The sequence below is a fragment of the Geodermatophilus bullaregiensis genome, assembly GCF_016907675.1.
In the GTDB taxonomy this organism is placed as follows: Bacteria; Actinomycetota; Actinomycetes; order Mycobacteriales; family Geodermatophilaceae; genus Geodermatophilus; species Geodermatophilus bullaregiensis.
This window is the reverse complement of record NZ_JAFBCJ010000001.1, coordinates 4,831,950-4,853,490: the sequence shown is the minus strand read 5'-3', so window position 1 is coordinate 4,853,490 and position 21,541 is coordinate 4,831,950. Positions and strand designations below refer to the sequence as shown.

General features: G+C 77.1%; 22 protein-coding genes. 12 read left to right on the top strand and 10 right to left on the bottom strand.

The genetic code is table 11. The features are described from left to right. Window positions 1–47 precede the first annotated feature (47 nt). A complete protein-coding gene (locus tag JOD57_RS23285; RefSeq protein WP_204694197.1) occupies window positions 48–581 on the top strand; it encodes a cysteine dioxygenase in 534 nt (177 codons plus the stop codon). After that, entirely contained in the window at window positions 578–991 is a 414-nt protein-coding gene (locus JOD57_RS23280) for a rhodanese-like domain-containing protein (RefSeq protein ID WP_204694196.1), read from the top strand. Before JOD57_RS23285 ends, JOD57_RS23280 begins: the two co-directional genes overlap by 4 nt. On the opposite strand, the gene JOD57_RS23275 is transcribed toward JOD57_RS23280, so the two are convergent. Both JOD57_RS23275 and JOD57_RS23270 read right to left on the bottom strand, forming a co-directional pair. Continuing rightward, complete coding sequence (locus tag JOD57_RS23275; protein WP_204694195.1) at window positions 988–2,025, bottom strand: glycosyltransferase; 1,038 nt, start codon at window positions 2,023–2,025, stop codon at window positions 988–990. The two genes, JOD57_RS23280 and JOD57_RS23275, sit on opposite strands and share 4 nt — an antisense overlap. Further along, a complete protein-coding gene (locus JOD57_RS23270; protein ID WP_307824884.1) occupies window positions 2,022–3,080 on the bottom strand; it encodes a glycosyltransferase family 9 protein in 1,059 nt (352 codons plus the stop codon). Before JOD57_RS23270 ends, JOD57_RS23275 begins: the two co-directional genes overlap by 4 nt. 113 nt (window positions 3,081–3,193) lie before the next feature. Between JOD57_RS23270 and JOD57_RS23265 the strand changes: the two genes are divergently transcribed. Together JOD57_RS23265 and JOD57_RS23260 are read left to right on the top strand one after the other, a co-directional pair. Beyond that, window positions 3,194–4,465: a glycosyltransferase gene (locus JOD57_RS23265; protein WP_204694194.1), complete on the top strand. Its 1,272-nt coding sequence runs from the start codon at window positions 3,194–3,196 to the stop codon at window positions 4,463–4,465. Continuing rightward, entirely contained in the window at window positions 4,462–6,267 is a 1,806-nt protein-coding gene (locus tag JOD57_RS23260; RefSeq protein ID WP_204694193.1) for a glycosyltransferase family 2 protein, read from the top strand. The genes JOD57_RS23265 and JOD57_RS23260 overlap by 4 nt, the downstream gene beginning before the upstream one ends. 32 nt (window positions 6,268–6,299) lie before the next feature. On the opposite strand, the gene JOD57_RS23255 is transcribed toward JOD57_RS23260, so the two are convergent. From JOD57_RS23255 to JOD57_RS23240, 4 genes are all read right to left on the bottom strand, one after another. Further along, window positions 6,300–6,734 carry a hypothetical protein gene (locus JOD57_RS23255; protein ID WP_204694192.1) on the bottom strand — a complete coding sequence of 145 codons (435 nt, stop codon included), beginning with the start codon at window positions 6,732–6,734 and terminating at the stop codon, window positions 6,300–6,302. 157 nt (window positions 6,735–6,891) lie between these two features. Beyond that, window positions 6,892–7,980, bottom strand: coding sequence for a zinc-binding dehydrogenase (locus JOD57_RS27120; RefSeq protein ID WP_204694191.1), 1,089 nt, complete (start codon window positions 7,978–7,980; stop codon window positions 6,892–6,894). Further along, window positions 7,977–8,135, bottom strand: coding sequence for a hypothetical protein (locus JOD57_RS23245; RefSeq protein ID WP_239568756.1), 159 nt, complete (start codon window positions 8,133–8,135; stop codon window positions 7,977–7,979). Before JOD57_RS23245 ends, JOD57_RS27120 begins: the two co-directional genes overlap by 4 nt. 52 nt (window positions 8,136–8,187) lie before the next feature. Next, on the bottom strand, window positions 8,188–8,568 hold the full coding sequence (locus JOD57_RS23240) for a hypothetical protein (RefSeq protein WP_204694190.1): 381 nt from the start codon (window positions 8,566–8,568) through the stop codon (window positions 8,188–8,190). 150 nt (window positions 8,569–8,718) lie between these two features. On the opposite strand from JOD57_RS23240, the gene JOD57_RS23235 reads away from it, so the two are divergent. Together JOD57_RS23235 and pdxY are read left to right on the top strand one after the other, a co-directional pair. After that, on the top strand, window positions 8,719–9,729 hold the full coding sequence (locus JOD57_RS23235) for a bacteriorhodopsin (protein WP_307824883.1): 1,011 nt from the start codon (window positions 8,719–8,721) through the stop codon (window positions 9,727–9,729). 347 nt (window positions 9,730–10,076) lie between these two features. After that, window positions 10,077–10,937 carry a pyridoxal kinase PdxY gene (gene pdxY, locus JOD57_RS23230; protein WP_307824882.1) on the top strand — a complete coding sequence of 287 codons (861 nt, stop codon included), beginning with the start codon at window positions 10,077–10,079 and terminating at the stop codon, window positions 10,935–10,937. A gap of 151 nt (window positions 10,938–11,088) precedes the next feature. Here the strand turns inward: pdxY and JOD57_RS23225 are convergent, their stop codons facing one another. Next, window positions 11,089–11,817 (bottom strand): GAF and ANTAR domain-containing protein, encoded by a 729-nt coding sequence (locus JOD57_RS23225; protein ID WP_307824881.1) that lies wholly within the window; start codon window positions 11,815–11,817, stop codon window positions 11,089–11,091. A 225-nt stretch (window positions 11,818–12,042) separates the two neighbouring features. Here JOD57_RS23225 and JOD57_RS23220 point away from each other — a divergent pair, with 225 nt between their 5' ends. The 6 genes from JOD57_RS23220 to pgi all read left to right on the top strand — a co-directional run bounded on the left by JOD57_RS23220 (window position 12,043) and on the right by pgi (window position 18,950). Then, window positions 12,043–13,518 (top strand): amino acid permease, encoded by a 1,476-nt coding sequence (locus JOD57_RS23220; RefSeq protein ID WP_204694189.1) that lies wholly within the window; start codon window positions 12,043–12,045, stop codon window positions 13,516–13,518. 184 nt (window positions 13,519–13,702) lie between these two features. Beyond that, window positions 13,703–14,971 carry an NRAMP family divalent metal transporter gene (locus JOD57_RS23215; RefSeq protein WP_204694188.1) on the top strand — a complete coding sequence of 423 codons (1,269 nt, stop codon included), beginning with the start codon at window positions 13,703–13,705 and terminating at the stop codon, window positions 14,969–14,971. Window positions 14,972–14,981: 10 nt separating this feature from the next. Further along, window positions 14,982–15,731, top strand: a complete 750-nt coding sequence (locus JOD57_RS23210; RefSeq protein WP_204694187.1) for a LamB/YcsF family protein — start codon at window positions 14,982–14,984, stop codon at window positions 15,729–15,731. Continuing rightward, window positions 15,731–16,333, top strand: a complete 603-nt coding sequence (locus JOD57_RS23205; protein ID WP_204694186.1) for a 5-oxoprolinase subunit B family protein — start codon at window positions 15,731–15,733, stop codon at window positions 16,331–16,333. The genes JOD57_RS23210 and JOD57_RS23205 overlap by 1 nt, the downstream gene beginning before the upstream one ends. A gap of 13 nt (window positions 16,334–16,346) precedes the next feature. Continuing rightward, on the top strand, window positions 16,347–17,189 hold the full coding sequence (locus JOD57_RS23200) for a 5-oxoprolinase subunit C family protein (RefSeq protein ID WP_307824880.1): 843 nt from the start codon (window positions 16,347–16,349) through the stop codon (window positions 17,187–17,189). Between the two features lie 114 nt (window positions 17,190–17,303). Next, the gene (gene pgi, locus JOD57_RS23195) at window positions 17,304–18,950 is read left to right on the top strand and encodes a glucose-6-phosphate isomerase (protein ID WP_204694184.1); all 1,647 of its coding nucleotides are present in this window, start codon (window positions 17,304–17,306) and stop codon (window positions 18,948–18,950) included. Between the two features lie 65 nt (window positions 18,951–19,015). Here the strand turns inward: pgi and pcaC are convergent, their stop codons facing one another. From pcaC to pcaB, 3 genes are read right to left on the bottom strand one after another with little or no spacing between them, the layout of a single operon-like run. Then, window positions 19,016–19,429, bottom strand: coding sequence for a 4-carboxymuconolactone decarboxylase (pcaC, locus tag JOD57_RS23190; protein WP_307824879.1), 414 nt, complete (start codon window positions 19,427–19,429; stop codon window positions 19,016–19,018). Beyond that, complete coding sequence (gene pcaD / locus JOD57_RS23185) at window positions 19,426–20,205, bottom strand: 3-oxoadipate enol-lactonase (protein WP_204694183.1); 780 nt, start codon at window positions 20,203–20,205, stop codon at window positions 19,426–19,428. The genes pcaC and pcaD overlap by 4 nt, the downstream gene beginning before the upstream one ends. Then, complete coding sequence (gene pcaB, locus JOD57_RS23180; RefSeq protein ID WP_307824878.1) at window positions 20,202–21,533, bottom strand: 3-carboxy-cis,cis-muconate cycloisomerase; 1,332 nt, start codon at window positions 21,531–21,533, stop codon at window positions 20,202–20,204. The genes pcaD and pcaB overlap by 4 nt, the downstream gene beginning before the upstream one ends. Between the last annotated feature and the right edge of the window lie 8 nt (window positions 21,534–21,541).

Below are 21,541 nucleotides of genomic sequence, written 5' to 3'. Positions count from 1 at the left end.
GCCGCCCCTGACGGGACCCGGCGCGTCCTGCTCGGGAGAACCCCCACGTGACCTCGCTGCTGTCCCCTGCCCGGAACACCGCCCGCGCCACGTCGGCCGCCGCGCTGGCCGCCGCGCTGCTCGCCGCCGCCGACGGCTGGCTGCCCCGCGTCGAGCACCGGGAGCCCAGCCGCTGGACCGGCCTGCTGCCGACCGGTGACGCCGCCGACCTGCTCGACCCGTCCCTGCACGCCGACCTCGCCGGCGCCCAGGTGTGGCTGCTCTCGTGGCTGCCCGGCCAGGGCACGCCGCTGCACGACCACGGCGGCTCCGCCTGCGCGTTCGCCGTCGTCGGCGGGGTGCTCACCGAGGACGTCGTCGGCGGTCGCCCGGGCGCGGTCCGCGAGGCCGCCACCGAGCTGTGGGCCGGGCGGGTGCGCCCGTTCGGGCCGCACCACGTGCACCGGGTCGCCAACCGGGGCACACGCCCGGCCGTGAGCGTGCACGTCTACACCCCCGGCCTGTCGACGATGAACCGCTACGAGCTCGCCGGCGGCAGCCTGCGGCACCTCGGCAGCGAGCGCGCCGGGGTGGACTGGTGACCGGGCAGCGCCCGCCCGGCGCGCGGAGCGTCGACGAGCTGCTGGCCGAGGCCCGCGCGCGGATCACCCGGGTGACGCCCGCGGAGGCCGCGCGGCGGGTGGCCGGCGGCGCGGTGCTGGTCGACATCCGGCCCCAGTCGCAGCGGGAGGCCGACGGCGAGGTGCCCGGCGCGCTGGTCGTCGAGCGCAACCACCTGGAGTGGCGCTTCGACCCGGAGAGCGACGCGCGGCTGCCGGAGGCCACCGGGTACGACGTCGACGTCGTCGTCCTCTGCCAGGAGGGCTACACGTCCAGCCTGGCCGCCGACGCGTTGCGCTCGCTGGGCCTGGCCGAGGCGAGCGACGTCGTCGGCGGGTTCCGCGCCTGGGTGGCCGACGGGCTGCCCACCACGGGCGGCCCCGCCTCCTAGCGGGGTGCGGCGGCCACGCCGGAGAGCACCCGGAAGGTCCGGGCGGCCATCAGCCCGGCGTCGAGCTCGCGCACCGCCCGGGCTCGCGCGCGGGCGCCCAGCTCCGCCCGCCGGGCGGGGTCGACGAGCAGGCCGCGCAGCGCCGCGGCCAGCGCGCCGGGGTCCTCGACCGGGACCACCACGGCGTCCTCCCCCACTGCCCGGCGGACCTCACCCACGTCCGTGGTCACGCACGGCAGGCCCTCGGCCATCGCCTCCAGCAGCACCAGCGGCAGCGCCTCGACGCGGGAGGACAGCACGAAGACGTCGAGGCCGGCGAGGAACCCGCGCACGTCGTCCACCCAGCCGGGGAAGTCGACCGGCAGCCCCGCGGCCGCGACGCGCAGCGCCTCGCCGTCGCGGCCGGCTCCGCCGATCACCGCGTCGAAGGGCACGTCCAGCCGGCGTAGGGCCGCGAGGAGCACGTCGAAGCCCTTCTGCGCCGTGAGCCGGCCGAGGGCGCCGATCCGGGGGACGGCGTTGCCGGCCGGGCCGGCCGGGTCGGGCGGCACGTCGGCGCCGTTGGGGACGACGTGCACCCGCGCCGGGTCGAGCCCGAGGTCGGCGAGCAGCTGCTCGCGGCCCTGCGTCGACGGGCTGAGCACGCCGGCCATCCGCCGGTACAGCGCGGTCAGCGCGGCCCGCTCCTCCCCCCTTCGCGTGTCGCCCACCAGGTGCAGCACGCCGACCGCCGGCGCCACGTCGAGTGCGGCGGCCACCGCGGCGGCGTTGGACGCCGGGTCGACCAGGTTGACCACCACGACGTCGGGGCGCTGCGCGGACAGCGCCGCCCGCGTGGCCGGCGCCGCGGCGGTGTGCCGGGTCAGCGGGACGACGGCACGCTCGACCCCCACTCGCGCGAAGCCGGCCGCCACCGGCTCGGCGCACACCAGCGACGCCGTCGCGCCGCACCCGCCCGCCCGCCGCAGGTGGTGGGTGAGCCACACCTCCGCCCCGCCCCAGGCGTCGGAGTCCGCCACGAAGGAGACCCTCACGGGGCCACCAGCTCCCGCGCGGCCCCGGCGACGGCGGCCGGCGAGACGGTGAGCGCGCAGCGGAACTCGATGGGGCAGGCCAGGTGCGGGCAGGGCGCGCAGGCCACCGTCGGCGTCAGCGCGCGGTGCCGCGGACCGCGGTGCGCCCAGCGGACCGGGTCGCCGGGGAGGAACACGGTCACGCTCCGGGCGCCGACCGCGGCGGCCAGGTGCGCCGAGCCGGTGTCGTTCCCGACCAGCACGGCGCTGTCGCGCAGCAGCGCGGCCAGCCCGCCGAGGCTGGTGGCGCCGGTGAGGTCGACGGCCGGGGCCCGCATCCCGGCGACCACCCGGGCGGAGATCTCCCGCTCAGCGGGCACCCCGGTGACGACGACGGTCAGCCCGTCGGCGGCCAGCGCGTCGCCGACCGCGGCGTAGCGCTCGACGGGCCAGCGGCGCGTCGGCGCCGAGGCACCGGGGTGCAGGACGGCGTACCGGCCGGGCTCGAGGCCGTGCGCCGCGAGGGTGGCCGCGTGCTCGGCCTCGTCGGCGGCGGTGACGGGGAAGCCCATCCCCGCCTCCCCGCCCGGGGGCAGCCCCAGGTGCTCGAGGAGGGCGACGTGCCGCTCGGCCTCGTGCAGCCGGAGCGGATAGCGCAGGTGCAGCGCGCCGGTGCCGGCCGGCGGGTCCCAGCCGGTGGGTGCGAAGCCGCCGGTCAGGCGGGCGCCGAGTGCGGCGGTGACCCGGTTGGCGGCGGGCCGGTCGCCGTAGGCCTGCAGCGCGAGGTCGAAGCGGCGCTCCCGGGCGGCGGCGGTGAAGGGCGCCCAGCCGGCGGCGTCGACCGGGCCGTCGGGGACGCCCTCGGCGCCGGGGAAGGGCAGCAGGGCGACGGGGACGCCGAGCCGCTCCACCACCGGGGCCGTGCGGCCGAAGGTGACGAGGGTGACCTCGACGTCGGGCCGCGACGCGCGCAGCCGGCGCAGCGCGGGCACCGTGCACAGCAGGTCGCCGAGCCCGACGCGCAGCCGGACGAGCGCGACCCGGCGGACGGCGGGGTCGGCGAGCGGAGCGGTCACCAGCGCCCTCTGCCCCGCCCGCGTGCCGGCATAACCCCAGGACAGCGCCTGGGCCGCGCGCCGGCGGGACCCGTGGTGCACTACAGGTCCCCCCTGGAGCCGGAGGTCCCCGCGTGTCCCGCCCCGCCGCACCCCCTGGTCCCGCGCACGTGCTGCGCCTGTGCAGCGTCTTCGAGCCGGCGGCCCGGCGACGGCGGGCGCAGCCGGCTTCCCTGGCCGGGGAGCTCGACGGGCGGGCGGCGCGCTTCGACCCGATCGGCGGGATGCAGAACCACACCGCCACGCTCACCCGCTGCCTCGACACCCAGGGACTGCAGCAGACGGTGGTCACCGCCCGGCTGGCCGGCCCGCGGGGCGCGACCGCGCTGGGCGCCCGCGCCCGCGTGCACCGCACCGGTCTGCCGGTGCCGCGGCTGCGCCAGCTGTGGGCGCTGGCCGGGCTGACCGCGGTGCTGCGCGCCGGGCGCCGGGCGGGGTCCGCGCCCGTCGACGTCGTGCACGCCCACCAGGGCGAGGACCTCGCCACCCTGCCGCTGGCCCGGCTCGCCGCGCGGGTGCACGGCTGCCCGCTGGTGGTCACGGTGCACTGCAGCGTCGGCCACACGCTGACCGGCCGCGGCCCGAAGGTGCGGCTGCTGCGGGCGCTGGGCGGGTGGATCGAGCGCAGCACGCTGCGGCGGGCCGACGCCGTCGTCGTCCTCACCGGGCGCACGGCCGCCGCCCTGCGCGCGGACGGCGTGCCCGCCGGACGGCTGTCGACCATCCCCTCGGGCTACGACCCCGCGCTGTTCACCGGCGGCACCGACGACGTGTTCCCCGGCATCGCACGGCCGCGGATCGGCTACGTGGGGCGGCTGGCGCCGCAGAAGCGCGCCGACCTGCTGGTGCGCGCGTTCGGTCGGATGTGCCGGCCGGCCTCGCTCGTCGTCGTCGGCGACGGACCCGACCGGGCGCTGGTGGCGCGGCTGGCCGCCGAGGGCCCCGCCGCGGCGCGGACCACGCTGGCCGGGTTCGTCGAGCACGGCCGGGTGCCCGCCGTGCTCGCCTCGCTCGACGTGCTGGTGCTGCCCTCGGCCTACGAGGAGATGGGGTCGGTGCTCACCGAGGCGATGGCCGCCGGGCTGCCGGTGGTGGCCAGCGACGTCGGCGGGATCCCCGAGGTGGTGCGGCACGGCGAGACCGGGCTGCTCGTGCCCCCCGGCGACGTCGGGGCGCTGGCCGCCGCGCTGGACTCCCTCGCCGGCGACCCGGCGCTGCGGGCGCGGCTCGCCGCCGGCGCGCGGGCGCGGTCGGCCGACTACGCCTGGCCGGCGTTGGCCGCGCGGGTGGCCGGGGTCTACGACGCGGTGCTCGGCGTGCCGGCCGAGGTGCGGGCCGCCGCGTGAGCCGGGCGGCCCGCGTCGCCGTCCTCGTGCCCGTGCACGACCAGGCCGCCTTCCTGCCCCGGGCGCTCGAGTCGCTGCTCGCGCAGGAGGAGACGGCGTGGGAGGCGGTGGTCGTCGACGACGGCTCGCCCGACCCCGCCGCGGTGGCCGCCGTCGTCCCCGCGGACCCCCGGGTGCGGCTGGTCCGGATTGAGGACAACCGCGGCCTCGGCGCGGCGCTCAACACCGCGCTCGACGCGACCACCGCACCCGCCGTCGCGTACCTGCCGGCCGACGACGTCTGGTACCCCGGCCACCTCGGCGCGCTGCTGGGCTGCCTGGACGACCCGGCGGTGGTGCTCGCCCGCGCCGACCTGGACCGGCCTGTGGGCACCCCGTACGCGCAGCTGGTGCAGGTGGCCCACCGGCGCACCGGCGACCGGTGGACCGAGCGCGCCGAGCTGGAGACCGACGACCTGGACCGGCTGATGTGGACGCGGGTCGCCGCCCGCGGGACGACGGCCGGCACCGGCCGGGTCACCTGCGCGTGGACGCAGCACCCCGGGCAGCGGTCGCGGGCCATCCGCGAGTCCTTCGACGGGGGTCCCAACGTCTTCCGCACCCGCTACCGCGTGCGGGAGCCGCTGCGCGTCGTCTCCACCGACGGCACCGACCTCGACGAGGTCGCCCGCTACGCGCGGTTCCGGGAGCGGTCCTACCCGCCGTCGGCCGACGGGCTGCGGGTGCTCGTCGTCGGCGAGCTGGCGTTCAACCCCGAGCGGGTGCTCGCGCTGGCCGAGCGCGGGCACTCCCTCACCGGCCTGTGGACGGCGGACGGGCTGGGGGACGCGACGGTCGGGCCGCTGCCGTTCGGCTCCGTGCCCGACCTCGACCGCGACCGCTGGCGCGAGGCGGTGCGGGAACTCGCGCCCGACGTCGTGTGGGCGCAGCTGAACTGGCGGGCGGTGCCGTTCGCGCACGCGGTGCGCGCCGCGTCCGGCGATCTGCCGTTCGTGTGGCACTTCAAGGAGTCGCCGCAGCGCAGCGTCGTCCGCGGGGAGTGGCCCCTGCTGGCCGACCTGGTGTGCGGCGCCGACGCCTGCCTGCTGGCCACCGAGGAGGAGCGCGACTGGTTCGCGCTGGCGCTGCGCGGGCGGGTGGACCCCGCGCGGCTCGGCGTCCTGGACGGCGACCTGCCCAAGCGCGACTGGCTGGACGCGCCGCTGTCGCCGAAGCTGTCGGACGCCGACGGGCAGCCGCACGCCGCCGTCGTCGGCCGGCCCTCCGGGCTGGACCTCGACTGGGTGCTCGCGCTGGCCGGCCGCGGCGTGCACACCCACCTGTACGGGCAGGTGCGCGCGCCCGGGCCGAAGGGGTCGTGGACCGGCTGGCTCGAGGAGGCGCTGGCCCGCGCGCCGGGGTTCGTGCACGTGCACCCGGCGGTCGGGCCGGAGGACTGGGTGCGCGAGCTGTCCCGCCACGACGCCGGCTGGCTGCACCGCTTCGACAGCGCCAACGGCGGCGACCTGCGCCGGGCCAGCTGGGACGACCTCAACTCCCCCGCCCGCCTGCCGGTGCTGCTGGCCGCCGGGCTGCCGCTGCTGCAGCAGGCCAACCCGGGGTCGCTGGTGTCGGTGGAGCGGGTGCTGCGGCAGGACGGGACGGGACTGCTCTACCGCTGCGCCGACGACGTCGCCGACGTCCTCGCCCGCGAGGTGGCGGGCCGGGCCGGGCAGGCCGCCGCGCTGGCCGCCCGCGAGCGGCACGTCTTCGACGCGCACGCCGACCGCCTCGTCGACCTGTTCCGCTCCCTCGCCCGCTGAGCGAGGAGCCCGCCCTCCCCACCGGGCGCGCGCTACGGCGCGGCCTGCTCCGGGGTCGGTGCCTCGGCCGGGCTCACCGCGTCCGGCTCGGGCCCCGGGGCGGCGTCCTCCGCGGGCGCGGCCGGGCGCCCGTTGCGGTGCGGCAGGTGCAGGACGCCGCGCAGGTGCGGGTGCGGCAGCCGCGCGACCACCCCCGAGGGGAGGTGGAGGTGCGGCAGGTGCAGGTGCGGCAGGTGCACCTGGGGCACGTGCAGGTGCGGCAGCGGCCGGTGCTGCACCCGCGGCACCCGTGCCACCACCGCCGCCGCCCGGAGCCGCAGCGACTCCTCGTGCCGGGCCCGGACCGCGGCCTGCGCGGCGCGGTGGTCACGCTCCCACCGCGCGGTGTTGCCCCGCGCCATCGCGATGACCAGTGCTATCTCCACCGCGAACCCGACGACCGCGACCAGCGCCCACGCCCACCCCATGACGGCCCCTCCTCCGAGGCCGCCGCGCAGCCCGGTCCCCCGGCGTCCGCGGCGTCACCGGAAGGATGCAGCCGACGGCGTATCCGGAACAAGCCCGATCGCGCCGCCGGCACGCGGCGCACCGCGCGACACGCCGAGGTGCGGCACGGACGCGGCGTCAGAACCGCAGGACGGCCTGCAGCGGCGGCGAGGGCAGCCGGCGGCCGGCGAGGTCGGCCAGCAGCGCCGGGCCGTCCTCGAACGGGACGACGTCGGTGACCAGGTGCCGGCGGACGTCGTCGCCGCGCTCGCGCAGCAGGTCGAGCGTGACGTCGGCCAGCGCCGTCCGCGGCCAGGCCCCGGCCATGCCGCGCGGCACCCGGCTGATCTGCGCGCAGACGACCGACAGGCCGTTGTGGTGGAACTCCTCGCCGAGCCGGACCGTCTCCGCGCCGGCCTGGTAGAAGCCCAGGTCGACGACGACGCCCTGCGGCCGCAGCGCCTTGAGACCGGTGGCCAGCGCCGCGTCGTGCCCCCGGCACTGCAGGACGACGTCGGCACCGGCGTCGCCCGGCGCGTGCCGCCACCGCAGCTTGACCGCCTCCCACGCGCCGCCGTCGTCGTCCACCGTGGCCAGCCCCAGCGACCCGGCGACCGAGCGCCGCCGCGCCGAGGGCTCGGCGACGACGACGTCGGCCGCGCCGTGCCGGACGGCGAGCAGCGCCGACAGCAGCCCGATGACGCCGGCGCCGGTGACCAGCACGTGCCGGTCGCGGACGCCGTCGCCGACCCCGCCGCCGGGGCCGGCGAACTGCGCGGTGGCGTGCAGCAGTCCGTTGACGCAGATCGGGCCCATCTGGGCGAGGTAGACGCCGAGCAGCGGGTCGAGGTCGTCGGGCACCGGGACGACCGGCCTGACCGACGGGTCCGCGCAGCACCCGGTGCGGTGGCCGTGGGCCGTGGCCACGCGGGTCCCCTCGGCCAGGCCGGGGCTGCGGCTCTCGGTGACCCGCCCGACCTCCATGTACCCGAGGGTGCGGACGGGGTAGCCGGCGGTCGGTCCGTCGCCGAACGAGCGCAGGTCGGCGTCCCAGTGCAGCCGGTGGTGCGGGTCGGTGCCGCGCACCAGCGCCACCTCGGTGCCGGCGCTGACGCCGCTGAACTCGGTGTCCACCCACACCTGCCCGGGACCGGGCTCGGCGTCGGTGTCGTCGAGGACCTCCGGCCGCCCCGGGGCGACGACACCGATCGTGCGCACCGGCCTCACAGCGACACCGTGCCACCGTCGGCCGCCGCCCGCGCGACCGCCACCGCCAGCCGGGGGGTGCGCAGCACCCCGGCGCAGGGCGCCCGGACGTCGTCGCCGTCCCCGCGGACGGCGGCGACGAACCCGGCTCCCACCAGCCCGATGCGCGTGCTCACGGGCCGGTCCTGCCCGGCCCGGCGGCGGCCGAACCCCGGCCGACGACCCGCCTCAGCTCACCAGGGCCTGGATCGCCGACTCCTCGAGCTCGGCGTCGGCCCAGCGCATCCGCCGCAGCGCGTCCGGCTGGCACCGCTCCGCCAGCTCGAACAGGTCGCGCCTCCTCGCCCCCTGCGCGGCCCGGGCCGACAGCTCCCGGTCCAGGGAGACGCCGGCGGCCTCGCGGTGCACGTGCCGCAGGTCGGCCAGCAGCAGCAGGCCGGGCTCGGGGCGCCGGCGGAGCAGGTCCGACGTCGTCCGTGGGAGTCGACGCGGGTCGGCCAGGTCTCCCCCGGCCCGTCGGCGTCCGCGTGCCCGACGGCTCGGCGGTGCGGTCGATCCGCGCCATCGTCGTCCTCCTCGACTGCGCAGCGGGCCGGACAGTCGGAACACGTCGACGGTCCTCGGGCCACGAGGGACGACGGCCACCCCGCGACCGGTGTGCACCGGCCACGACCGCCCGGTTCGGTCGCGCACGACCGGGTAGCGGACCCGCCGGGGCCGGACCCGGGTCCTGCACTGCTGCCGACCTCCGGAGGTCCCGTGGACGTCGTCGACACCCCGACACCCGAGCTGCAGACCATGTCGCTGGGCCTCTACGACCTGGTGCACTTCGCGCTCATGGCCGCCGGCTTCAGCCTGCTGGCCTACTTCCTGTACTCCTGGGCGAGCAGGGAGGAGGTCGGCCGCCGCTACCGGCCGGCCGTGTACGCCGGGCTCTGCCTCGCCGCGGTCGCGACCGTGTCCTACCTCGTGCTCTTCCTCAAGTGGGACACCGGCTTCGACCTGCAGGACGGCCTCTACCGGCCCAACGCCGAGGCCCGGTTCACCGGCTCCACCCGCTATCCCGACTGGGCGGTCACCGTCCCGCTGCTGACCGTGGAGCTGCTCGCGGTGTGCTCCCTGGCCGGGTCGCGGGCGCGGAACCTGCGGGCCAGCGCCATGGCCGCGGCCTTCCTGATGATCCTCACCGGCTACCTCGGCGCCCAGGTGGTCGCCGACGGCCGGGACCGGACCGCACTGGTCGTCTGGGGCCTGGTCAGCACGGCGTTCTTCGCCTACCTCTGCGTGGCGCTGATCGGGGCGGTGCGCGCCTCCCTGCCGCACATGGGCCGCGAGGCGGCGGTCAGCCTGCGCAACGCCACGATCGTGCTGCTGAGCAGCTTCGGCGTGTACCCGCTGGTGTACGCGATCCCCGTGTTCGTCGACGTCACCCCCGCCTGGTCCGCCACGGTGCAGGTGGCGTACTCGACCGCCGACGTCATCGCCAAGGTCGGCTTCGGGCTGCTCGTGCACAAGGTCGCCGTCCTGCGGACCGCCGAGGACGTGCGCGCCGGCGTCGACACCCACCCCGAGCCGGTCTGGGTGAGCAACGTGCACGAGAGCGACGGCGTGCTGCCGGAACTGGACCGGGTGTCCTCCTCGGCCGCGGCCACCCTGCGCGGCGGGCACGACCACCACGGGCACGACCACCACGGGCGCGACCACCACCACGACGAGCCCGGGCACGACGGCGCGCACGGCGCGACCCGGCAGGCGCCCGACCCGGGCTGACCGTGCGCCTGCCGCTCCGCCACCGGGGAGGGGTGCCCGCGAGCGACCCGCGGGTGGCCGTCCCGGCCCGTGCGGCCACGGCCGTCTCCCTCACCGCCGCGGGCGCGGTGGTCGCCGTCGAGGTGCTGGTGCCCGGCGGCTGGGGCCGGCCGGCCGGCCTGGCTGCCGCTGGCCGCCGGCCGGCCTGCCGCACGGCGCCGTCGACCGCCTGGTCCCCGCCCGGACGGGGAGCGCGACCTGCTCGCCACCGCCCTGCCGCTGCTGGCCGCGCCCACGCTGCCGCACGTCCTCGTCGTCGCCTGGCCCGACCGCGCCCCTCGCGCGGTGCCGCCGGGTCTCGTGGCACGGTGACGGCCGTGGTGAACGTCCTCTCCATCCAGTCGCACGTCGCCTACGGGCACGTGGGGAACTCCTCGGCGGTCTTCCCGCTGCAGCGCCTCGGCGTCGAGGTCTGGCCGGTGCACACCGTCCAGTTCTCCAACCACACCGGCTACGGCGCGTGGACCGGGCGGGTCTTCGACGGGCAGGCGGTGGAGGAGGTCGTCGACGGCATCGCCGACCGGGGCGTGCTCGGCACCGCCGACGCCGTCCTGTCCGGGTACCTCGGGTCGGCCGACATCGGCCACGCCGTCGTCGGCACCGTGGGCCGGGTGCGGGCGGCCAACCCCGACGCCGTCTACTGCTGCGACCCGGTCATCGGCGACGTCGGCCGCGGCGTCTTCGTCCGGCCCGGCATCGAGGAGCTCATGCGGGAGGTCGCCGTCCCCGCCGCCGACCTGGTCACCCCCAACCACTACGAGCTCGACCTGCTGGCGCAGACGACGACGCGGTCGCTCGACGAGGTGAAGGGCGCCGTCGCGGCGGTGCAGGGGCTGGGCCCCCGGGTCGTGCTGACGACGTCGCTGGTCGCCGAGGACACCCCCGACGACGCCGTCGACCTGCTCGCCTCCGAGGGCGGCCGGCACTTCCGGGTGCGCACGCCACGGCTGTCGGTGGCGGTCAACGGCGCCGGTGACGCCATCGCGGCGCTGTTCCTGGCGCACTGGCTGGAGACCCGCTCGGCCGGCGAGGCGCTGGGCCGGGCCGCCGCGAGCGTCTGGGGGCTGCTGCGGCGCACCGAGGAGGCCGGGTCGCGGGAGGTCCTGCTGGTGGCCGCGCAGGAGGAGTTCGTGTCGCCGTCGCGCACGTTCCCCGTCGAGGAGGTCTGACTGGCGGGGCCGGTGTCCCGGCCTCCCCGGCCCCGAGGGCGGCCCGGTGGCCGTGTGCTCGACCACCGGGCCTGGGGTTGACCGGACCGCCGGCGGTCCGGGCCCCTGCATCGGTTGCCGGCGCCGCAGGGGACGCCGGCCGGCGGGCCGCCTAGCGCCTACCCGGCAACTCGCCGGTTCGCACCAGGTCGGCGGCGATGTCGCGGACCTTGCGGTTGGTGTGCATCGAGACCTCGGCCAGCCGGGCGAAGGCCTGCTCGGGAGTGAGCCGGTGCCGCTCGATCAGGATGCCCTTCGCCTGCTCGATGACCGCCCGGGAGGCCATGGCGGCCTCCAGCTCGGCGGCCACCCGGCGGGCCTCGTCGAGCGCCCGCGCGGTGGCCACCGCCGCGCCCGCGGTGGTGGCCATCCAGCGCACGCTCGCGCGACTGCCGGCGTCGAAGGCACCCGCCTCGCGGGCGTAGACGTTGAGCGCCGCGCCGCCGCCGTCCGACGGGAGGACGAGCGGTACCGACAGCGAACTCAGGGACCCGACGTCCACCGCGGACGCCCGGTACGCCGGCCAGCGCCCGTCGGTGCGCAGGTCGGTGACCTCGACCTCCTCGGCGTCGCGCGCCGCCACCAGACACGGCCCCTCGTCGTGCGCGTACTGGTGCTCGTCGAGGAGGCGCGACAGCGGACCCGTGCTGGCCACGGTCGCCGGACGGCGGTCGGTGAGCACCGTCACGGACACGTCGGTGTGCTCGGGCACGATCTCCGCGGTGAGCTCCGCGGTCGTCTGCAGCACGGACGACAGGTCGGGCTCGGGGAGGACCAGACCGACGAGGCGCTCGAGCACCTGCAGCCGCAGGTCCGGCGTCGGTCCTTCGTGCTCGCTCACGTCGCTCCAGGATCAGGCGGGAGCACGTCGGCGCCCGCGGCAGGACACCCCGAGGGGGAGGTCCTGCGAGGCGCGCCGCTTTATGACGCCGACCCGGGACACGCCCCGGGTACCTGCCCATCGTACGCGGGGGTCCCGTCGCGCGCGGCCGGTGAGGCTCCCGTCCGCGGTGTGACCCGCGTCGTCCGCCGGGCGGGTCCGGACAGGGGCACCCAACATGGGCGGGTGCACCTGTTCCGGACCAAGCCGGTCGAGCGCCTCGGGGACTCCAGTGACGGGACGGCGACCGAGGAGGTGGGCCACCTCCGCCAGCGGTTGTCGGCACGGCACCTCGTCGGCTTCGGCATCGGCGTGGTGATCGGCACCGGCATCTTCACCCTCACCGGCGTCGCCGCCCGGGACACCGCGGGCCCGGCGGTCGTGGTCTCCTTCGCCGTCGCCGGCGTCGTCGCCCTGCTCGCCGCGCTCTGCTACGCCGAGCTGGCCTCCTCCGCGCCGACCGCCGGCAGCGCCTACTCCTACGCCTACGCCACGGCCGGCGAGGTGGTCGCGTGGGTGATCGGCTGGGACCTGTTCCTGGAGTTCGCGCTGGGCGCCGCGGTGGTGGCCCGCGGCTGGTCGGGCTACGTCGGCAACCTGCTGGACCTGCCGCCCTCGCTGTTCGGCGAGGAGGCGCCGGTCAACGTCGGCGCGGCGCTCGTCGTGGTGGCGCTGACCGCCGTCGCGGTGCTCGGCATCCGGGAGTCCGCCCGCGTCACCGCCCTGCTCGTGGTGGTCAAGGTCGCCGTCTGCGTGTTCGTGGTCGTGGCCGGCGCCTGGTTCGTCCGCGGCGCCAACCTCACCCCGTTCGTCCCGCCGGGCCGGCCGGCCGAGGGCGAGGGCGGGCTGGCCCAGCCGCTGATCCAGGCGATCGCCGGCATCGACCCGGTCGTCTTCGGCGTCGGCGGGGTGCTCACCGCCGCGGCCGTCGTCTTCTTCTCCTACACCGGCTTCGAGGCGGTCGCGAACCTCGGGGAGGAGACCCGCCGCCCCGGCCGCGACCTCCCCCTGGGCCTGTTCGGCACCCTCGCGCTGGCCACCGCCCTCTACATCGGCGTCTCGCTGGTCGTGGTCGGGATGGTCCCCTACGACCGGATCGACCCCGGCGCGCCGATCGCCGACGCCTTCGACCAGGTGGGCCTCGGCTGGGCGTCCGCGCTGATCTCGCTGGCCGCGGTCGCCGGGCTGACCTCGGTGATCCTGGTCGACCTGATCACCGTCGGCCGGATCGGCTTCGCGATGGGCCGCGACGGCCTGCTGCCGCAGTCGGTGGCGCAGGTCAGCCCGCGGACCGGCACGCCGGCGCGGGTCACGCTGCTCTTCTCCGTCCTGGTGCTGGTCATGGCGACCTTCGTGCCGCTGGGGGCGTTGGCCGACCTGGTCAGCATCGGCACGCTCTTCGCGTTCCTGCTCGTCTCGGTCGCCGTCGTCGCACTGCGCCGCACCCGCCCGGACATGCCCCGGCCGTTCCGGGTGCCGTTCTCCCCCGTGGTGCCGGTGCTCTCGGCGCTGGCCTGCCTCTACCTGATGCTCAACCTCAGCATCGAGACCTGGCTGCGCTTCCTCGCCTGGCTGGCGATCGGTCTGGTCGTCTACGCCGCCTACGGCTACCGGCACTCACGGCTGGGCCGGACGGCGGAGGCGGCACCCCGCCCGCGCTGAGCCGGCGCTCCCCCGAGCGGAGCCGGAACACATCCGTCCGGCTCGCGTTGCCGCCGGCCGGCGGCCTGGCTAGCGTCCCGGACGGCGGCGAGCAGGCACCGCCACGCCGTCGACCGCGCCGCGAGCCGTCCCGCCGCCCGGGACGCCGGTCCGCGCGCAGCCGGTCGAGAGCCCGGGAGCACCGATGTCGCACCCTCCGGCCGACCGCGCCCAGACCACCCCCGCCGGCACGTCCCCGACCGGGGCGCCCGCCGGCGGCCGCATGTCGGCCGGGACCCGGTCGACACTGCTCGGGGCCATGTTCCTCATGGCCACCTCGGCCATCGGCCCGGGCTTCATCACCCAGACGACGACGTTCACCGTCCAGCTGGGCGCGGCGTTCGCCTTCGCGATCGCCGTCTCGATCGTCATCGACATCGCGCTGCAGTTGAACGTGTGGCGGGTGATCGGGGTGAGCGGTCGGCGCGCCCAGGAGCTGGGCAACCTCGTCCTCCCCGGGCTGGGCTGGGTCATGGCCGCCTTCCTGCTGGCCGGCGGGCTGGTGTTCAACATCGGCAACGTCGCCGGCGCGGGCCTGGGCACCGACGCGATGATGGGGCTGGACCCGAGGATCGGCGGGGCCGTCTCCGCGCTCATCGCCATCGGGGTCTTCCTGAGCAGGCGCGCCGGGGTGGCCGTCGACCGCATCGTCGTCGTCCTCGGCCTGCTGATGATCACGCTGACCGCGTACATCGCGATCACCTCCGGCCCGCCGGTGGGACGGGCGCTGCGGAACGTCGTCCTCCCCGAGGAGGTCTCCTTCCTGGCGATCACCACGCTGGTCGGCGGCACGATCGGCGGCTACATCGTCTACGCCGGCGCCCACCGGCTGCTCGACTCCGGGGTCACCGGTCGCGAGCACGTCCGCGACATCACCCGCGGCTCGATCACCGGGATCGTGATCACCGGGATCATGCGGGTCGTCCTCTTCCTCGCCATCCTCGGCGTGGTGGCCGGTGGCGCCGACCTCGGCACCGAGAACCAGGCGGCCACCGCCTTCCAGACGGCGGCGGGCGAGGTCGGGCTGCGGGTCTTCGGCGTCGTGCTGTGGGCCGCGGCGATCACCAGCGTCATCGGCGCGTCCTACACCACGATCTCCTTCGTCACCTCCCGGACCCGCACCGCCGACCGCACCCGCACGCTCCTCGTGGTCGCCTTCATCGCCGTCACCACGCTGGCCTTCCTGCTCATCGGGGCCGCTCCGACCACGCTGCTGGTGTTCGCCGGCGCGTTCAACGGGCTGCTGCTGCCGATCGGCATCGCGGTGCTGCTCTGGGTGGCCACCCGCCGCGCCGACCTGATGAACGGGTACCGGTACCCGCGCTGGCTGCTCGTGGTCGGCTGGACGGCGTGGCTGCTCACCCTGTACCTGGCGGTCAACTCCGTCCGCCCGGTGATCGAGCTGTTCTCCTGAGGAGGCCGGCATGGACCTCAACTCCGACCTCGGCGAGGGCTTCGGCCAGTGGACCCTCGGCGACGACGACGCCCTGCTCGACGTGGTGACCAGCGCCAACGTCGCCTGCGGCTTCCACGCCGGCGACCCCGTCATCCTGCGGCGCGTGTGCGACCGGGCCGCCGCCGCCGGCGTCGCGGTCGGCGCGCAGGTCGGCTACCGGGACCTCGCGGGCTTCGGCCGGCGGTTCGTCGACGTCGAGCCCGACGCGCTCACCCAGGACGTGCTCTACCAGGTCGGCGCGCTCGAGGCCTTCGCCCGCGTGGCCGGCACCGGGGTCCGCTACGTCAAGCCGCACGGCGCCCTCTACAACGCGATCGTGACCCACGAGGAGCAGGCCGCGGCGGTGGTGCGCGCCGTCGCCGAGTACGACCGGGCGCTGCCGGTGCTCGGCCTGCCCGGCTCGGCGTTCCTCCGGCTGGCCGCGGAGGCGGGGCTGAGCGTCGTCGCCGAGGCGTTCGCCGACCGCGCGTACACGCCGGAGGGCACGCTGGTGTCCCGCCGGCTGCCCGGCGCGGTCCTGCACGACGCCGAGGAGATCGCCCGCCGCTGCGTCGCCATGGCCACCGGCGAGCCGGTCACCGACGTCGACGGCGGGCCGCTGGTGCTGGCGCCGGAGTCGATCTGCGTGCACGGCGACACCCCGGGTGCGGTGGCGATCGCCCGGCGGGTGCGGGCGGCGCTGACGGAGGCCGGGGTGCCGCTGGCCTCCTTCGTCTGATGCGGGTCCTGCCGAGCGGCTCGACGGCGCTGCTGGTCGAGCTCGACGACCTCGACGCCGTCCTCGGGTTCACCGCCGCCCTGCTGGACCGCTCCCTGCCCGGGGTCGTCGACGTGGTCCCGGCGGCGCGGACCGTGCTCGTGGTGGCCGACGGCGACCCGGGTGCTCTCACCGCCGCGCTCGAGCGGCTGCCGTGGCGGCCCGGACGGCGCGGCACCGGCGAGCTGGTGGAGCTGCCGGTGCGCTACGACGGCGCCGACCTGGCCGGCGTGGCCGAGCTGCTGGGCACCGACCCCGACGGCGTGGTCGCGGCGCACACCGGCCGGGAGTGGACGGTGGCCTTCTGCGGGTTCGCGCCGGGCTTCGGCTACTGCACGCCCGAGAGCGACCCCTGGGACGTGCCGCGGCTGGCCACCCCGCGCACCCGCGTCCCGGCCGGCGCGGTGGGGCTGGCCGGCGGGTTCACCGGCGTCTACCCGCGGGAGTCCCCCGGCGGCTGGCAGCTGCTCGGGCGCACCGACGTCGCCGTGTTCGACCTGTCGCGCGACCCGGCGGCGCTGCTGCGGCCGGGCGTGCGGGTGCGGTTCCGTGCCGTCCGGTGAGCCGGGCGGTGCCGTGGGCCGCACCCTCACCGTGCGGGCGCCGGGGCCGCTCGCCACGGTGCAGGACCGCGGCCGGCCCGGGCTGGCCGCGGTCGGGGTGGGCCGGTCGGGTGCGGCCGACCGCGCCTCGGCGGCCCTGGCCAACCGGCTGGTGGGCAACTCCCCCGACGCGGCGGTCCTCGAGGTGACGCTCGGCGGGCTGGCGGTGCGGGCCGGGGCCGACCTCGTCGTCGTCACCACGGGGGCGCGCTGCCCCGGCGGCACCGTGCACTGCGCCCCGGGGCTGCTGCGGGCGGGCGCGACGCTCGCCCTCGGCACGCCGGCGGCCGGGCTGCGGACGTACCTCGCCGTCCGCGGCGGGGTCACCGTCGACCCGGTGCTCGGCTCCCGGTCCACCGACGTGCTGTCCGGCCTCGGCCCGCCGCCGCTGCGGGCCGGGGACGTGCTGCCGGTCGGCTCCCCCGGAGCCCCGCTGCCCGGGGTCGACGTCGCGCCGGTGGCCGACCCGCCGTCCGGATCGGTGACCGTGCGGCTGCTGCCCGGTCCGCGCGCCGACTGGCTGACGCCCGCCTCGCTCGAGGCCCTGGCGGCCTCGCCGTGGACCGTCACCGCCGAGAGCAACCGGGTCGGGCTGCGGCTGGACGGGCCCCGGCTGGAGCGCCGGGTGCGCGACGAGCTGCCGAGCGAGGGCCTGGTCCGCGGCGCGCTGCAGGTGCCGCCGTCGGGTGCGCCGGTGCTCTTCCTCGCCGACGCGCCCGTCACCGGCGGCTACCCGGTGGCCGGGTACGTCGCCGACGCCGACGTCGACCGCTGCGCCCAGCTGCGCCCCGGTCAGCTGCTGCGGTTCCGCGGCTGACCCGCGTGGTCCGCCCCAGCGGTGGGCCGCGGTCCGGGTTCGCCCCCGGGCCCGGCTCCGGGCAGGGTGGGGACGTCGGCAGCCGATCCGTCGGCCGGGAGACAGGAGGGGTCCATGGGCGTCAGGGACAGCGCGGAGTGGCAGGCACTGGCCGAGCACCACCGGGAGGTGGGCGGGCGGCACCTGCGGGACCTGTTCGCCGAGGACCCCGGTCGCGGCACCGACCTCACCGTGGCCGCCGGCGACCTGTACCTCGACTACTCGAAGAACCGGCTCACCCGCGAGACGGTCCGGCTCCTGGCCGCGCTGGCCGAGGGCGTGGGCCTGCGCGAGCGGACCGAGGCGATGTTCCGCGGCGAGCACGTCAACACGACCGAGGACCGCGCGGTGCTGCACGTGGCGCTGCGCGACCCGGCGACGAGCGGTCTCGACGTCGACGGCCACGACGTCCGGCAGGAGGTGCACGAGGTGCTCGGCCGGATGGCCGACTTCGCCGACCGCGTGCGCGGCGGGAACTGGACCGGGCACACCGGCGAGCGGATCCGGGCGGTGGTCAACATCGGCATCGGCGGGTCCGACCTCGGCCCGGCCATGGCCTACCAGGCCCTGCGCGACTACTCGGACCGGTCGCTGACGTTCCGGTTCGTCTCCAACATCGACCCGACCGACCTGGCGGAGGCCACCCGCGACCTCGACCCGGCGAGCACGCTGTTCGTCGTCGCGTCGAAGACCTTCACCACCCAGGAGACGCTGACCAACGCGACGGAGGCCCGCCGCTGGCTGGTCGAGGGGCTCGGCGGGGACGAGGAGGCGGTCGCGAAGCACTTCGTCGCCGTCTCCACCAACGCCGAGGAGGTCGCGGCGTTCGGCATCGACACCGCCAACATGTTCGGCTTCTGGGACTGGGTCGGCGGCCGGTACTCGTTCACCTCGGCGATCGGCCTGTCGCTGATGGTCGCCATCGGGCCAGAGCGGTACCGCGAGCTGCTCGACGGGTTCCACGCGATGGACGAGCACTTCCGCACCGCGCCGTACGAGGAGAACCTGCCGGCGCTGCTGGGGTTGATCTCGCTCTGGTACGTGGACTTCTTCGGCGCGCAGAGCCAGGCGGTGCTCCCCTACTCGCAGTACCTCGCGCGGTTCCCGGCCTACCTGCAGCAGCTGTGCATGGAGTCCAACGGCAAGTCGGTGACCCTCGACGGCTCGGCGGTCGACGTCGCCACCGGGGAGATCGTGTGGGGCGAGCCGGGCACCAACGGCCAGCACGCCTTCTACCAGCTGCTGCACCAGGGGACGGTGCTCGTCCCGGCCGACTTCCTCGGCTTCGCGCAGCCCAACGACCTCGCCCACGACAGGGACCTCGACGGCATGCACGACCTGTTCCTGGCCAACTTCCTCGCCCAGCCGCGCGCGCTGGCCTTCGGCCGCACCGCCGAGGAGGTCGCCGCCGAGGGGACGGCGCCGGACGTCGTCCCGCACAAGGTCATGCCGGGCAACCGCCCGTCCAACGCGATCGTCGCGCGCACGCTGACGCCGTCGGTGCTCGGGCAGCTGGTGGCCGCCTACGAGCACCGCGTCTTCACCCAGGGCGTCGTGTGGGGCATCAACTCCTTCGACCAGTGGGGCGTGGAGCTGGGCAAGGTCATGGCCAACCAGCTCGCGCCGAAGCTGCAGAGCGAGGAGGCGCCCGAGTACGACGCCGACTCCTCCACCAACGCGCTGGTCCGGCTGCTGCGGGAGGGCCGCGGCCGCCCGGCCTGAGGTGGTGTGCGCCTGTGGCGCACCCTCGCCCGGGGGTGCGCCACAGGCGCACACCACCGGCCCGGTCACTCCCGCCCGCGGAGCTCCTCGAGGATCGGGCCGGCGACCTTGAAGGCGTGGTTGGCCGCCGGGACGCCGGCGTAGACGGCCGCGTGCTGGAGCACCTCGGCGACGTCCTCGTCGGAGAGGCCGTTGTTCCTCGCCGCGCGCACGTGCAGCGCGAACTCGTCCCAGTGCCGCAGCGCGATGCAGATCGACAGCGTGGCGATGCTGCGCTCCCGCCGCTGCAGGCCGGGCCGCTGCCAGACGTCGCCCCACGCCGTCCGGGTGATGAAGTCCTGGAACCCGGCGGTGAACGGCGTCGTGCTCGCCACCGCCCGGTCCACCCACGCGTCCCCGAGGACCTCGCGCCGGGTGCGCATGCCCGCCTCCCGGCGGGCGTCGTCGGTGGTGGGACCGGTCGAGGAGTCCTCGCTCACGCGTGGCCCCCGGCCGCGTCCAGGTGGCCCAGCAGCGCGCCGGTGACCTCCAGCGGCTGCTCCAGGTTCGGCAGGTGCGCCCCCGGGCTCACCGACACCAGCGAGGCGCCGGCGATCCCCTCGGCGATGACCTGCTGGTGCGGCGGCGGCAGCGCCGGGTCCTCCGCGCCGGAGACGACCAGCGTCGGCGCGCTGATCCGCCCGAGGTCCTCCCGCAGGTCCACCGCGGCCACCACCTCGCAGCACAGCGCGTAGCCCTCGTCGTCGGCCCCGACGATCATCGCCTCCAGCCGCGCGACCAGGTCGGGGTGCTCCGCCGCGCAGCCCGGGGTCAGCCACCGGCCCACCACCGTCGGCGCCAGCGGCGCGGTCCCACCGGAGCGCGCCGCGGCGGCCCGGTCGAGGAAGCCCTGCGGGTCGGGCCTCGCCGAGGTGGCCAACAGCGCCAGCCGGGCGACCCGGTCGGGCTCGCGCGCGGCCAGCCGCATGGCGGTCATCCCGCCCAGCGACAGCCCCACGAGGTGGGCCCGCCGCGCGTCCAGCCGGTCCAGCAGCGCGACCACGTCGTCGACCAGGTCGTCGAGGGAGTAGGGACCGGGCGGCGCCGGCGACTCCCCGTGCCCGCGGGTGTCGTAGGTGACCACCCGGTAGCGCTCGGCCAGGGCGGGCACCTGCGGGTCCCACATGCCGCGGGTCGCGCCCAGCGAGTTGGACAGGACGACGACCGGCGCGTCGGCCGGCCCGTCCTCGGTGTAGCTCACCTCGACGGCGGTCATGCGTCGTCCCCCTCGGTCAGTCGGTCGTGCTCGGCCAGCGCCGCGTCCACCTGCGCGCCGGCCTCCCCCACGTCGGGTGCGGACCCGGCCAGCACCGCGGCGGCGTCGACGTCGTCCCGGGCGGCCACCACCTCGGCCAGCGGCCGCCCGCTCTCCCGCGCCTCCCGGGTGGCCGCGGCCGCCGCGTCGTGCGCCGCTCCCCGGCCCAGCGACGGCGCCAGCGCCTCGGCCAGCGCACCGGCCAGCGAGCCCTCACCGGCCGCCGCCACGGTCGCCGCCATCCGGCCGACGTCCGGCCGCAGCCCGCGCAGGCTCTCGGCCAGCCACGACGCCGCCGACCCCACGGTGGTCAGCAGCTCGGTCAGCGCCGGCCACTCGCTGTGCCACCCGCCGGCCGCGCGCTCGTGCTCCTGCTCCATCGCGCCCAGCAGCGTCGCCACCAGCCCCGGGGCCCGCCGCGCGCACGCCCGCGCCGAGATCGCCGCCACCGGGTTGCGCTTGTGCGGCATGGCGGAGGAGCCCCCGCGCCCCTCGCCCACCTCGGCGACCTCGGCCACCTCCGACTGGGCCATCAGCACCACGTCGACGGCGACGGTCGCGACCACCCCGGCGGCGGACCCGAGCGCACCGGCGAGGTCGGCCACCGGCAGGCGCACCGTGAACCAGGGGACGGCCGGCGCCACCAGCCCCAGCTCCCCGGCCAGCGCCGCGCGCACCGCGACGCCCGCACCCGACGACGCTGCCAGCGTCCCGACCGCGCCGCCGTACTGCACCGGCAGCGAGGCCACGACCTCGGCCAGCCGCAGCCGCGCGCCCTCCAGCCCGGCCAGCCAGGTCGCGGCCTTGAGGCCGAACGTCGTCGGCAGCGCCTGCTGCATCAGCGTGCGGCCCATGACCACGTCGTCGCGGTGCGCCCGCGCCAGGTCGGCACACCGGGCCGCCGCGGCCGCCAGGTCGGCGTCGACCGCCGTGACCGCCCGCCGCGCGAGCAGCACCAGGGCGGTGTCGACGACGTCCTGGCTGGTCGCGCCCACGTGCACGGCGACCGCGTCGCGCTCCCCCACGGCGTCCTGCAGCGCGCGCACCAGCGGCGGCACCGGGTTGCCCGCGTCGGCGGCCCGGGCGACGACGGTCGCGAGGTCCAGGCGCGAGGGGTCGGCGCAGGCGTCGGCCACGGCGTCGGCCGCGGTGGTGGGGACCAGGCCGCTGCGGGCGGCGGCGCGGGCGAGCGCGGCCTCGACCTCCAGCAGCGCGCGGAGCCAGGCGTCGTCGGAGACGGCCGCCGCCGCACCGCCGCGGGCGAACGTGCCGGCGAACAGACCTGTCACGCGTCCCT

Coding starts and splice junctions, on each gene's coding strand:
- JOD57_RS23210 (WP_204694187.1), top strand. CDS start 14,982: ATGGACCTCAACTCCGACCTCGGCGAGGGCTTCGGCCAGTGGACCCTC.
- pgi (WP_204694184.1), top strand. CDS start 17,304: ATGGGCGTCAGGGACAGCGCGGAGTGGCAGGCACTGGCCGAGCACCAC.
- pcaD (WP_204694183.1), bottom strand. CDS start 20,205: ATGACCGCCGTCGAGGTGAGCTACACCGAGGACGGGCCGGCCGACGCG.
- JOD57_RS23205 (WP_204694186.1), top strand. CDS start 15,731: ATGCGGGTCCTGCCGAGCGGCTCGACGGCGCTGCTGGTCGAGCTCGAC.
- JOD57_RS23215 (WP_204694188.1), top strand. CDS start 13,703: ATGTCGCACCCTCCGGCCGACCGCGCCCAGACCACCCCCGCCGGCACG.
- JOD57_RS23255 (WP_204694192.1), bottom strand. CDS start 6,734: ATGGGGTGGGCGTGGGCGCTGGTCGCGGTCGTCGGGTTCGCGGTGGAG.